Raw genomic sequence first — 13,299 nt, forward strand, 5'->3', positions numbered from 1 at the left:
TCAGGTGTCAACCGGTGTTTCCGATTTAATTCTGGAAGACTGAAAGTCGCTCGAAAGCTTCTTTCCATCTTCCCCGCCCGTTGAGATGTCGTGGCGACTTCTCGTCAGCGAGGAGGGGGAAAGATAGGAACAGTTCTCGTCTCTCACAAGGGCCGTTGGTGAATATTCTGGGAATTGTTTTCGAAGACTTGGCTTCCGGCGATCCGATTGCGTGTTCTAGGCCGTGTTTTACGACAAATACGCTGTCTCAACTTTGTGAAGTTCTGGTTGTAACGAGGGCCCCCCTCCCATCAATGGTGTTCGGTTGTTCTATCCGATAACAGTCCTAGACCCTGTCTAACGTCACTGTTTCCTGTTTTGCAGACTGATTGCATGCCCAATACACCACCCCGCGGACCCGCAAACCCCGTTGCTGCGAACCATTCCGGTCAAGGTGATGCCGTTGATAGCCAACTGGATGCATTGATCAGCCGAATTCAATCGCTCAGTGGCGATTCAAGTTCACAAAGCCGCGAGCCCCATGGAGCTGCCGGGATCGCCGGTGGTGATCATTCGTCGAGTCCGTCCCAACGCCCTGCGGGACACGCCGCTGCCTCGCGGCCAACGACGGGGGCTCCGACAGATGTCGCTTCGCCAGCAAGTCCTACCCAAGGAAGCTCTCCTGCAAATGCCAACCCAACCGGGTCACCCACTCCAGCATCGCCTCCCAACGCGAATCCGGCCGCGCCGAATGTGACGACCGGGCGACAACAGCGTCCCGCTTCAGTCGGTTACCAACCCAATCGCGATGAACCTTGGCGTCCGACTGAACCTACAAGCCTTCAGGAAAGCCGAATCAGCGAAACGTTGCTCGAAGCGATCATCTTTCGCTACGTGTTGAATGCCGGTGAGGCCGAGGGTCGACGCATCGCCGATCAAGTCCAACTTCCTTTTCGATTGATCGAACCGATCTTGGAAAGAATGAAGAAGGATCAACAGGTTGGCTACAAGAGTTCGACGGCAACCAATGATTACGTCTACGTCCTGACAGAAGCCGGCCGCGCGATCGCGAGAAATCATCTCAACGATTCCACTTACTATGGCAGTTGCCCTGTTCGCCTACCGGACTACATCGCCAGCATCCAGCGGCAAAGCATCGAAGGCCAGTTCCCCAAACGAAAGGACCTTCTTAGTGCCTTTAGCGATCTTCTGATCAACCCAAAGATGCTGGAACGACTTGGTCCCGCAATCGCGAGTGGTCGGGGCATGTTTCTGTTCGGGTTCCCCGGTAACGGCAAAACCTCAATTGCTGAACGAGTGACCGGTGCGTTCGGAAAATACATTTGGATCCCTCGTTCGGTCGATATCGATGGGGATATCCTGCGTGTATTCGACCCCATGAACCATGTCGTTAATATGCCCCAAGCTTCCGCCGGACTACTCGATTCCGGCGGCTTCGACAAACGCTGGGTTCGCATCGAACGCCCTACGATTATCGCTGGTGGTGAACTGACGATGGAGATGCTGGAGGTGATGAATAACACGACCAGCAACATCAGCGAAGCACCACTGCAAATGAAGAGCAACTGCGGAACATTGGTGATTGATGACTTCGGTCGCCAGAAGATGTCGGTCGATCAATTGCTAAACCGATGGATCGTCCCACTCGAAAAACGTTATGACTTTCTTAACATGGCTAGCGGTAAGAAAATCCAAGTTCCCTTCGATCAATTGGTCATTTTCAGTACCAACCTGGAACCCAAGGACCTTGTTGATGATGCGTTCTTGCGACGGATTCCTTACAAGATCGAAGTTGAAAATCCGCCGGAAGAGGACTTTCGCAAGCTGTTCGAAATCATGTGTAAGGTCACTAAAATCCCTTATAACTTCGAAGCGATCGACTATCTAATCAAGACACATTACTTGCCTGTTGATCGACCATTTAGGAACTGCCAACCACGTGACCTATTGCTGCAGGTGCGTAACTTCTGTCTTTACAATGACCTCGAAGTGGAACTCAAAAAGGAGTACTTCGACTTTGCCTGTGACAACTATTTCTCGGTGATGTAAGTCTGCCGGTACTAACAAATGACGACTTGTCGTGCACTAAGCGACGAGTCCTTCTGCCGAAAGATTGGTTGCGTCGTTCACTGTATCGGTGGTTGCTCCTGCAACACGAAGCAGTCAAAAAAGCCGTCGCGTGGGATGCGAAAGACGGACTGATATAGAGATATCCCCCGCTATTTTTTGCGGCGCATCCGCAACCAATCGGTTGCATAATCGTCTTTAGCGGTCACTGGAACACTGGTTTGCGAAGTCGTTACGAATTCCGACAAAGGTAGATCCACTTTCGTGTCACCCGGCACACTCGCCCACACACGGGTCCACCAGAGCTGTTCACATTTGGGCATCCACTGGCGATAAATCTCGCCGCCACCAACGATGAAGATTTCTTCGGTTTCCGCCGCACGGTCAATTTCATCATTATCGGTGATCGTCCTGACCCCCGGCGCCGACCAGTCTGGGTTTCGGGTTAGAACCCAGGTTTCACGCCCCGGCAGCGGTCGGCCAATGGACTCGTAGGTTTTGCGGCCCATCACCAGTTTGCCGCCCATCGTAAGCTTTTTGAAACGTTTCAGGTCAGTCGATAAACGCCATGGCATCGTCTGCTCAAGTCCGATCACGCCATCGGGCGTGGAAGCAACAATGGCAATTAACATGCATATCCCCTGATCGATTCAGACATTTATATCGCCCATGAAATGCGTGGCAGCGATTCCATAGCCTGCCATACCGCCTGTTTAATAGCCCACCGTTCCGCTTGATCCTAGGGCCCTAGTGCTTCATCTACATTTCATTTCGGGTTGATCGTAGTGGATGAGGCGACGAATCCTATCCACTCATCGACCAGACGGGCTCGTCGCCTCGCCCACTACCCCCAACTTGAATCTTGATGAAGCACTAGGACTCAAGCAACGCACTTGAGCGCGGCTTCCGATCTGAACTTGGCATCGCTTCACCGCCGGCCGTCGGTGATGTAGGTCGACTACTGAATAGGCGAACGGTGAATCAATTGTCGTTTTGCAGCGGTGCCCCAATGGCCGTCACTCTGGACAAACGCTCGCACCACGACCGGACCGGAAAACTCTGCGGGCAGTTGCAACTTCGCGATGGTCACCTGCCCCGATTGAATTGGCATGGCGACCTCCGTCAAGGTGCAGCCGTGCGGGTCATGATGAGACGTCGATGAGGCGACCGCTTGGCTGAGCTCGGCCTGCCCCACTTGGTTGAGCGGTCGATCGATCCACACTCTCACCGTTCCAGTAATCGGGCTGGCCACATCCACCTCGATTTCACGCATCGATTCCGACGACTCAGCTCGGTTGTCATCCAGCGGCTGCACCCGGGTCGTCATTTCAAGAACCGCCGGCCGAAACAACCGCAACGTCGGATCCCCCATTAACTGATACAGCGCAGCGTGCTCGGTGCGTTCATCACCGAGATCACTGCCCGCTGGCGAGATCAGCGTCGCGACCCCATCGACAATGGTTTGGGTTGTCGAACCGGCCTGTCCCGATTGCAATTGCACTTGGGTACGCAAAATGGCATCGCCCAATCTCAAATCAACCTGCGATTCGTCCGGCGGTCGATTCACCGCAGGCTGATAAACCGACTCAAGCAAACTCAAACCAAACCTTGCGTTGCCATATGGCATCGTCAGCCGACTGGCAGCCATCACCGCGATCGGTCCACCGGGCGTCAACAGCATCCGCTCAGCAAGACTGCCACTGGCCGCGTCAAAAGCTCCCGTATAGCAAGCCAACAACACCGCGATCGAGGCTCGGGAAGGGTTCGCATCGAGACGGGAAACCGATTGGTTGTCCAACAAGGAACGAACTTGCCAATCCGTTGTCTTACCAGCCAAACCCGCTGCGTCGTTTCCTGAACGCTCAAGCAAATCCAATCGGTCGACGCTTCCATGGCCCGCGTAGATCCAAAATCTTGCTCCACTGCGATACCGCCGCAGAACACATTCCGCGAACGGTTCACCCACCGGACAAAACAAATGTCCTGGACTGGCATAAGCAATTTGTGGCTTAGCATCGGGCGGCAACGCACTGGTGAGCACCGTTCGCGTCACCGTCTCAATCGCACCGTCGACTACCGAGCCAAAGCCACCCACTCCCGCCGTCAACTGCAGGTTTTGACGCCACCGGCCAAAATCGGTGGATCCTTCATAGGCGATCAACCGGTCCACAATCCCGGCAAGCTGTGCGGGACCCTGAATCGGTAACCGTCCTACTGCCGCATCGCTGCGACCATCCGAATCAAGGTCGCCGTAAGGAACGTCGCTGGGAAACGTCGGCGTTGAACCGTATTTTTCGGTAACTCGCGAAGGCAAATAGAACGTCGGGATTCGATACTCACTTTCAGACACACGCCGTAAATCCTGACCGCCAGTTGCAGCCCGAGTTCCGACCGCCGGAGCATCCCCAACCAACATCACATATCGAGTCGTCTCGTCAGCGACACTGCGAATCCCAGCCACGGTCTGCTGTGCGGTCGCCTCGTTTTTACAAAACGCGATCTTCAGCTCCTGGTTGGTCCGCAACTGCACCCAAGGCTGTAATTCGTCTCGCAAGCTTTCGTGACAAACCACCACCACATCGGCAGCATAAGCAACGGACGTATTTATCGCGGCGTAACCCACGAACCAAAATGCCAGAAAACATCGGCGGACGCCTAGGTTCCAATCTTTGCCACGTTTGATCATTGTCTCAATCCGTTAATGACTCGTTCGTTGATTCCTGAATCGGCTCATCTGCAGCAACCCCAGCGATCTCGTCTCGGTAATGACAAGCCTCCATAAACGATTCCAGTAATACCTGTGCAGCGATCGCATCAATCCGTTTCTTCGTCTTCTTGCGGGTGGTCTTGCTTTGACGAATTCTTTGATTCGCTGCGACAGTGGTGAACCGCTCATCGAATAACCGCGTTGGCAACTCGGTGACCTGCATCAGCCAACTAGCAAACTTCCGGGCCTGAACGCTTTTGTCGCTTTCCCCGCCATCGCAGTGAATGGGTAGCCCGACCACCCAAGCGGAAACCCGCTCCTCCTTAGCCAACTGACAAAAGAAGTCTTGATCGAATTCGTAACCACCCGCATCCGGTTGAGTCACCTCGTGAACACACAGCGGGCTGGCCAAAATTCGATCGGGATCACAAATCGCAATGCCAATGCGAACAGTTCCATAGTCGACCGAGGCAATACGCCCTTCGGCAGGAAAAAGATCGGTTTGAGACGATGTATTCATGCCACCGTTTTAGCACAACACCGCCACCAACAAGGACAGCAAAACCACTTTGTGCGTCTCTTTCGAGTCGCGGTTGGGCAAAAAGGGTTTAGTGCATCGCCTACGGCAAAACCGAGGGGTGAATCGCAAGAGAGTCGGATCTTCAGCTAATTCCGGGCGGTTAACCTCGTCCGTGGGGATTGCCAGACCGGAAGCTGCTCCCCAATCCCAAATTTGAACTCACCGCGGCGTGTCATTCGCTGCCAACGCGGTAGAGAATTCGAAGCACGCGTTCTTCGGGGCTCCTTTCTCGGGACTCCGTCCATAGATCAGCGGACGTGTGTTTAGTGGAGCAGCGGTTAGTAGATCATGCGACTAGCGTTTTCCGACAGTCCGGCGGCCTGGACTGAATTCCAAGCAGCTTATATTTCACACGCTAGCAAAACCGACGCTTGCCTGAACGCGAGCGAATGCATGGAGTTTGCTGAATTTGATGCCAACAGCTTGTTAAAAGCCTTCTTCCTCAAATCCTTCTGCTGCGTTTGCACGATTGGTCGCTTCGACAATCTCAGGATTATCGTTCAGAAAGTTGGTAATCTCGTCAGGAGATGGCGGCTTATTGTCCCCACCGCAACCCACGACGGTGAACAAAGCGAGGGCGAACAAAATGGAAGTCAAAGATTTCATGGTTACGTGCCAGTTAAAGGACGTGAGAATAGATGTTGCGAATGAAACAGTGGTGTCCAGCCAGGACGCCTCGAAGACTTCAAGCAAGCGAGGCGTCTGACTGTGACATACGATTCAGGCAAAGCCCAAAACAGCCTTAGAGCTCCTCGCTGATGATTTCTTTCGAAGCCCTGGTTCCGAGTGAACCCCACAATCCGAAGGGGCTGGCACTCCCGTCGGCTAGACCGTTACCCACCACTTCGGCTGTCGAATCACCAGCTTCGATCGAATCCGTAATGAACTTGACGCCTCCATCACTCATCAAAACATGAGCACCACCTTGGTGACGGCTCGACGCTGACAAGACACCGGCACCGAGTCTGCCCCGTGAAAGGCAAAGCTCAGTATTCGGTGGCAAGATCGTTGTGAAGCCGGTGTAGCTTGGAAGCCCTGCGGCGTATTTCATGCCTCGGTTGTTCTCACCGCCGCCATAGTTCGTGACTATCCCGCCACTGAAATCCCAGAACTGTGGACGAGAGGCGTCTAGCGCCTGTCGGCACCAAGTCGAACGAAGACCACTGGTCTGGTTCGTGGTCAGGTTAGCTCCATTTCGGCGGCTTGCTGGACCTGCACTGTTGCCTGCGAAGTGGGAACGTTTGTCCTGATCACCAAGGTCCGTGATAATTTCGCCCATGCAAATGGTATTTGACAATCCGTCGAGAACATCACGGAAGCGAGTCACGACACGAGGCACATAGAAACCACGCTGCCATTTCTTCAGACGATCGACCTTACCGCTATCTTCGACTCCATTGCGTCCAATAACGCTGCCGTCGCCCAGCATGTACGAGTCCCCAAGACAAGCGGCGTAATTCGTCCGTCCTTGAGCAGGCAACCCAACACCTGGGTCACTTGGGCATCGCAAAGTCGGAATGTTTGTCAGAAACGGATCGTAGTTTCCGATCGCCGTATGCTCCGACAGTGAAATATCCACCAGTGGCCCCATCGGTGGGATCGTGCCGCCAGTTGCTTGGTAGGGATTCGAGAACTGCTCCCAAACCGCTTGCTGCTCCATGAAGGGCAAGAGGCCTGGCCAGTGACTTAGCCAATTCAGGTTATTGGCCGTTGTGCCAGCTCGGCTGTTGCCTGAATTCAGTTGGTACGTCCCACCCATGTACTTACCGTTCTTCTTGTAAGCACTGTGGTAGTTGTGAACCGCCAAACCGATTTGCTTGAAGTTGTTGCTGCAGCTCATTCGGCGTGCCGCTTCTCGGGCGGCCTGAACTGCCGGCAACAGCAACCCCACGAGAACCCCGATGATGGCAATCACCACTAACAACTCAACTAGAGTGAAACCATGTTTCTTACGTTCTTTCATTTGAATACCCAAAGACTGCTGGATGGAGAGAAGAGTGGAAAGCCGAACAGTTCCGTTGTCACGCTTTCCATGTCACATCATGAATGATCCGAAACATGATTTTCTAAACACAAAAACAACATATAACTTTTCGATGCAGCGTTTATCCGCTCAAAATAGCAACAACCAAAAACATACAAATTGAAAACAACACCAGTTCACCACCACGTTAGGGAAGAGATATCCAGCGTCAACGAGCGGGTGCATTTTGAAGACGCTGGCAACAAAGCGATCACCGCTCGCCGCTCATTCTTCGCCACTCAAAATTAGCATTTCTGTAGTTACGCATTCTCCAGCACTACTCAGACTTAACTAACGGGAGATCTAGACCAATTCGCTTGAGATAACGCAATGAAGAACCGGACGAGGTGGCGCAGCCAACAACATCCTGCACACTAGTCCTCGAGCACTGCGATGCCGCAGCATTACCACTTGGCATGGCGATTCAATGAATCCTCTGGTGCACTACTGCGCACACCACTCAATCGCAGTGAGGTGTTTCAACAGATGGCTCTACAACTCAATAACGCGTTGCAAATTTTCCGTTCTGGATATCACTCGCCGTCACCGCGGAAAATCGCGAGGCAAAGGAAACTCATCACGCCAATACTCAACACAAACCCAACTAACCCCAACGTGCTGAGTCGCTGAATGCCCATCACAGGTTCGTCCGGAAACAATACCGGCGAAACTTCATAGGCCAGCAACAGCGAGGATCCTAAAAACACGGCACTGGCCATCAACCCAATCACCAGACGATTGACCACCGGAGCAAACCGTTTCGGCTCCAACCGAATCTGCAGTTGTCCCAGTTGAGCTTGGTTCAATAGCGAAAGCACTCGCTCGGGTGCCTCTTCCATGAAGGCCTCGTTCTCCAAATAGATTCGTCTGGCCTGTCGCAGTCGACGTCCTGGCATTAGCCGGCGATACATCATCCGCCGAATATAGGATTGCACGATATCAAGTGAATCGAATCCTACCCCCAACTCACGCAGTGTTCCCTCCAACGAGATCAGCATTTTCAACAACAACGCAGACTGGTTAGGCAAGCTGATGCCATGTTGGTGCAGGATCTCCGTCAATTGATTCAATGCCCCCGCTAAATCAAAACGATCCAACGATTGCCGGCCGAACGTATCAACGAAATCAGCAACATCAATTTCTAACGCTGCTTGATCCAAATCCACGCGAGGATTGCCGACCTGACGAATCAATCGAGTCAATCGCCGCCGGTCTCCTGAATGGATGGCCAGCAACATCTCTTCAATGGATTCACGCAACGACTCGTCGATTCGGCCGGTCATTCCAAAATCAAGAATGCCTAGACGTCCGTCTTCCAGATAGTAGAGGTTTCCCGGATGCGGATCCGCATGAAAGAACCCGTCTTCAAACACCATCTTTAAATAGACACGAGCCAACCGCTGACCGAAGTCAGGCGGCAACATCTTGGGTAAGCCTTCCGGTCGATGCGACGTGCTTCCCGATTGATCCGATGCGTTCGACGAATCGTCTTCGGCGACGTTTGTATGGGAAAAGACTTTCGCCAGCGGCACGCCAATCATTTCGTTCATGACCAGCACGCGGCGAGTGCACAACGAATCAATCACGTCCGGAACAACGACCTCGTCCCGATCACTGGCCAACATCTCAGCAAACTGTTTTAGACTGCCACGTTCGCGATTGAAGTCCAATTCGTTTTTAACCATCGGCATCAACTGCCGCACCATTTCTTGCGGTCCCCAGACCGCCAGCGCGTCCACTCGAGATGCCAACTGGGCCAACCCCTCCAAAACCTCTAAGTCCTGCTTCATCATCCGATCGATCCCCGATCGCTGAATTTTCAGCACGACGCGACGACCATCGGGTAGAACGGCTCGATGCACTTGCCCGATCGAGGCCGTCGCCAAGGGTTCGAAATCGATCGACCGAAAGCGTGACTCGTAATCCTCGCCTAGCTCACCGGCCAGTGTGGCCCGAACCTGCTCTTCTGAATCCGGGCGCACGTCGCTGCGTAGGCCTTTGAGTTCTTCCGCTAACTCACTGCCGACCAAGTCAGGACGCGACGCTAGTACCTGGCCCACCTTGATGAAAGTCGGCCCTAGCTCGGTAATCGCCTTGCGAATTCGCTCGGCCCGTGTGTACTGGGTCAGCGGCACGCCGGAACGATCCTTGATCCAGTTTTGCAGCGGCATCCGTTGCGATCGGCTCAGCCAATCGGCCAAACCATAACGGCGCAGCACGACCAGAATCTCTCGTCCGCGACGAAGATTGCGATACAAACTCGGTATGGAGGTCAGTTTCATCACAACTGGATGCTAACTACTGGTGTAACTCTTTGGATATAGGCCGCTACAATGTGCGATTTCAGTTTGCAGTCATCCAACGAGGGTAACGATTTTGCCGATCGAAGCGATCGCCACGGGCTGGGGGCCGGCCCTGGTAACGACATTCGCCTTGATGGCGGCCTCATCGATCGTGGCGATACTTATTGGCATTCCGGCTGCGGCGGCTGCCAGCCTGCTCGATAGTTCGTCGATGGCCTCGCCGAGTTTGGATCGCGGCCGGCGACTCCTGGTCACATTGTGGCTGGCCGTGATGTTGTTCGCCATCGCTACCCCGTTGATTCTGCATGCGGCCGCTTGGGAATCCACCGCCGGCAAGTTCGGTTGGCTGGTCAAAACCGTCACCGGAGGCAATTTGTTATGGGTCGGCTGGATTCACGGCGTCCACGGCGCCGCCATCATCGCGGTGTTGTTGTTTTGGGCGACTAGAAATATCCCACACGAAGTCGCCCAGCACGCTTCGCTCGACTTCACCCCGTTGGCTGCATGGTGGCATGTCCGCTGGTCTATGGCAAAACCTTGGGGCTTAGCCGGGGTGATTGTCGTTTGGCTAATTGCCGCTACCGAAATGAGCGTCGCCGATTTGCACAGCGTGCGAACGATCGCCGATCAATTCTATCTGTTCCATGCGCTCGATCCCACTTGGACCTCGGTCGCCATGACCACCTGGATCCCGCTACTGCTGGCCGGCATCCCAGCAATCGGTTGGTTCGTCCTGCGAAAACAACCGCTGGCATTGGGAACAGCAACCACGCAGATCGATCGCGTTGTCGTGAGTAGCCAACCGACCACCATGCATTCAGCTGCATCGCCACTGACGCAAGCATTCGCTTGGCTAGGTACGATCCTCTCACTGGTAATCTGCCAAGGCATGATGGTGTTTGGTCTGATCTTGCAAACCGGTCATGTGGTCGAGATCGTCGCGGGCAAACCTTCCGCCCATTGGTCATTGTCCGCCTGTATTGGCAACCTCAGCCAAGCTCCGACTCTGTTTGCCGACGAATACCTATGGACATTCCAACTAGCGTGTTTGACCAGCCTGCTAGTTGTTCCGATCAGCGGCATACTTGCAAGACTGGGACGCCTGTTTCCCAAATGGGGCGTGGCCTGTGATCTCACCATGACGATGGTGTTCTTCGTCCCTGGACCGATCGTGGGCATGGCAATCGTGCGTCTCTTCGCGTCGGCAATCCCAGGTGGTGAGATGCTCGCGACGCAAACCCTGATTCCAACCTTATTAGCAGTCAGCGTCCGTTCGGGAATTCTGGCCTACGTCATCCTACGAATCGCCTACTTACAAATCGCCAACTCCGTTTGGCAATCAGCTCGCCTGGATGGCGGGGTGTGGTTTCGGATTTTTCAAATTGAATTACCACTGATTTGGCCAGCAGGAATCATTGCGGCATTGACCGCAGCGGTAGTTTCCAGCGGTGATGTTCCGGCCACGCTTCCCGTCTTGCCACCCGGTGTGACGACCGTCGGGAGCCGCCTCTTCGGTCTTCTGCACAGTGGATCCCGTTACCAAGAAGCCGCTCTCGCGTTCTGGTACTTTGGTGCGTTGATCCTTTGTGGCGTGGCAGCCTGGATCACGATTCGGGTCGCAACACGGCAGTCCTAGTTCTTTCATCAATGATCCTTAACCATCGCTAATCATGATGCTCTACCCCCATCGCAACATCTCTATTGGCCTGGTTCTTCTCTCGCTGTGTTTTGCATCACCGGCATGGGCACAGCGAGATTCCATTCGCATGACTCATGGTCCGATGCTAGGACAGGCGAACGCCACTTCGATGGCCGTTTGGGCTCGCACCTCCGATACTGGTCAGTTCGTCGTAAGGTACGGCACAACACCGCCGCTGCCCCACGGAGGCGACACCTGGACGCTGCAAAGCGAACCAGCGAAAACCAAGCTTGAACACGACAACACCGGCGTGGCGATTTTGAAAAAACTTACACCCGATACCCGCTACTACTACCGCGTCTATGTAGACGGTTATCCACAAGGTGACTCTGGCACATTCAAGACACTCCCCTCGAAAGAGACATCCGTTTCGGAGCACAATCCCGCCGGCCTATTCAACTTTCGTTTCCAAATCGGTTCCTGTGCCAACCAAAACCCCAAACACGGCATCGGTCACACCTCGCCTACCTATCAAAACTTAAATCGTGACTGGGCTGAAAAAGTCGATTTCCATGTCATGAACGGCGACTGGCTTTACGAAGAACTTCGCGACTATCCACCCGAAGCATGGCGTCTGACCCAAGGCGTCGACGAACTGCCCGAGTCGCTGCAGGTCATGCCCACGCTCGCGGGCGTGTGGGAAAACTACAAACTCTATCTATCGCGAAACGAAGAACTCGCCAAATGGCACCGACAAGTCCCCAGCTACTTCACCTTTGATGACCACGAACTGCTTAATGACATTTGGGGTGCGTCCGAAGCGGGCAAGCGCCATCGGCGAACTGTTTTCCGCGATATCGGAACGTATGGCTGGAACGACTACCTCGGCTGGGCCAACCCGTTTGAAACCACACAACGCCTGCACTTCGGAAAAGGTAAGCTGACCGCCGGCAGCGATCGACTGGTCGATGAGCACACCAATTTCAAAACCCTGCCCATCGATCAAATGCTGAACCTGCACGTTCACTGGGGAACTCAATCTGCCGGCGTTGACGACATGCAATTCGACGACGATTCAGGCAATGCCAATTCGTACGTCTACGACATTGCCGAAATCATTGATGAACACACTCTTCGTCTGCACATGCCGGCCAAGACCGACGATACGGTCAGCTACTCGATCGGGCAACGCAGCTACGGCAACTTCCGCGTCGGCAACTGTGAATTCTATCTTCTCGACACACGCGGCGACCGCGACATGCACGACATTTCGCAGCGTGATAAACAGGGACTGTCGATGATCGGCCCGACTCAGCGAAAGTGGCTACTGGATCACATGCAGGCCAGCGATGCCGATTTCTTTTTCGTGATCTCCAGCGTCCCCATGATGATCCCGCACAGCGGTGCGGGCGGCTACGAATCCGATGCCGACAACAAGGAAGAAGCCTGGACTGGATTCATCGATGAACGCGAAATCCTGATCAACGCTTGGGACGAAATGAATAAGCAGGTCTTCGTCATGACGGGTGACCTGCACAACAGCTTCGCGATCCGCGTCACCGACAACGTTTGGGAATTTTGCTGCGGCCCGCACAACAGCGTCAACCACGTTCCGTCTCTGGACGAAAGCGATCGACCGGCGACCGGCTTATTCCAATTCGGCCCGCGTCAGTGCGATATTCGGTGGAGCAGCTACGTGCTTGCCGATGTTCCGCGGCTGGACCGCTTGTACCCGCACTACTGTGTCGTGCAGGTGAACAACGTCTTCAACATGCCCCAAAAATTGGGCGGCAAACGTTTGGTCGCCTACCCACACCCTCAAGTCATCTTCCAGTACTACGACGGCTGGACGGGCGAACTTGCCTACGCCGAAGCGGTCTCACTCGATCGGATTGGCAAGCAAGATAAATGAGGAATCATTTCGATAGACCTCCGCCCGCCCGCCTGATCCTACGATCGAACAACCATGCAAAACCGCCT

Annotated in this window: 9 protein-coding genes; 3 read left to right on the top strand and 6 right to left on the bottom strand. The window is 54.1% G+C overall.

All coding sequences use genetic code 11. The features are described 5' to 3' along the window. Window positions 1-372: 372 nt before the first annotated feature. A complete protein-coding gene (locus tag ACR3ZL_RS00530; RefSeq protein WP_473649822.1) occupies window positions 373-2,049 on the top strand; it encodes an ATP-binding protein in 1,677 nt (558 codons plus the stop codon). 170 nt (window positions 2,050-2,219) lie between these two features. Here the strand turns inward: ACR3ZL_RS00530 and ACR3ZL_RS00535 are convergent, their stop codons facing one another. The 6 genes from ACR3ZL_RS00535 to ACR3ZL_RS00560 all read right to left on the bottom strand — a co-directional run bounded on the left by ACR3ZL_RS00535 (window position 2,220) and on the right by ACR3ZL_RS00560 (window position 9,659). Next, the gene (locus ACR3ZL_RS00535) at window positions 2,220-2,699 is read right to left on the bottom strand and encodes a dihydrofolate reductase (RefSeq protein WP_473649821.1); all 480 of its coding nucleotides are present in this window, start codon (window positions 2,697-2,699) and stop codon (window positions 2,220-2,222) included. Window positions 2,700-3,025: 326 nt separating this feature from the next. Beyond that, window positions 3,026-4,753 carry a C25 family cysteine peptidase gene (locus ACR3ZL_RS00540; protein ID WP_473649820.1) on the bottom strand — a complete coding sequence of 576 codons (1,728 nt, stop codon included), beginning with the start codon at window positions 4,751-4,753 and terminating at the stop codon, window positions 3,026-3,028. A gap of 4 nt (window positions 4,754-4,757) precedes the next feature. Continuing rightward, complete coding sequence (ruvX, locus tag ACR3ZL_RS00545) at window positions 4,758-5,294, bottom strand: Holliday junction resolvase RuvX (RefSeq protein WP_473649819.1); 537 nt, start codon at window positions 5,292-5,294, stop codon at window positions 4,758-4,760. A gap of 486 nt (window positions 5,295-5,780) precedes the next feature. After that, window positions 5,781-5,960 (bottom strand): hypothetical protein, encoded by a 180-nt coding sequence (locus ACR3ZL_RS00550; protein ID WP_473649818.1) that lies wholly within the window; start codon window positions 5,958-5,960, stop codon window positions 5,781-5,783. 136 nt (window positions 5,961-6,096) lie between these two features. Next, on the bottom strand, window positions 6,097-7,317 hold the full coding sequence (locus ACR3ZL_RS00555; protein ID WP_473649817.1) for a DUF1559 family PulG-like putative transporter: 1,221 nt from the start codon (window positions 7,315-7,317) through the stop codon (window positions 6,097-6,099). Between the two features lie 593 nt (window positions 7,318-7,910). Continuing rightward, complete coding sequence (locus ACR3ZL_RS00560; protein ID WP_473649816.1) at window positions 7,911-9,659, bottom strand: ABC1 kinase family protein; 1,749 nt, start codon at window positions 9,657-9,659, stop codon at window positions 7,911-7,913. Window positions 9,660-9,753: 94 nt separating this feature from the next. Here ACR3ZL_RS00560 and ACR3ZL_RS00565 point away from each other — a divergent pair, with 94 nt between their 5' ends. After that, window positions 9,754-11,316, top strand: coding sequence for an ABC transporter permease family protein (locus ACR3ZL_RS00565; RefSeq protein ID WP_473649815.1), 1,563 nt, complete (start codon window positions 9,754-9,756; stop codon window positions 11,314-11,316). A 34-nt stretch (window positions 11,317-11,350) separates the two neighbouring features. Continuing rightward, window positions 11,351-13,231 carry an alkaline phosphatase D family protein gene (locus tag ACR3ZL_RS00570; RefSeq protein WP_473649814.1) on the top strand — a complete coding sequence of 627 codons (1,881 nt, stop codon included), beginning with the start codon at window positions 11,351-11,353 and terminating at the stop codon, window positions 13,229-13,231. The last annotated feature ends 68 nt before the right edge of the window (window positions 13,232-13,299 follow it).

The sequence above is a fragment of the Rhodopirellula sp. J20-39 genome (genome assembly GCF_057365095.1).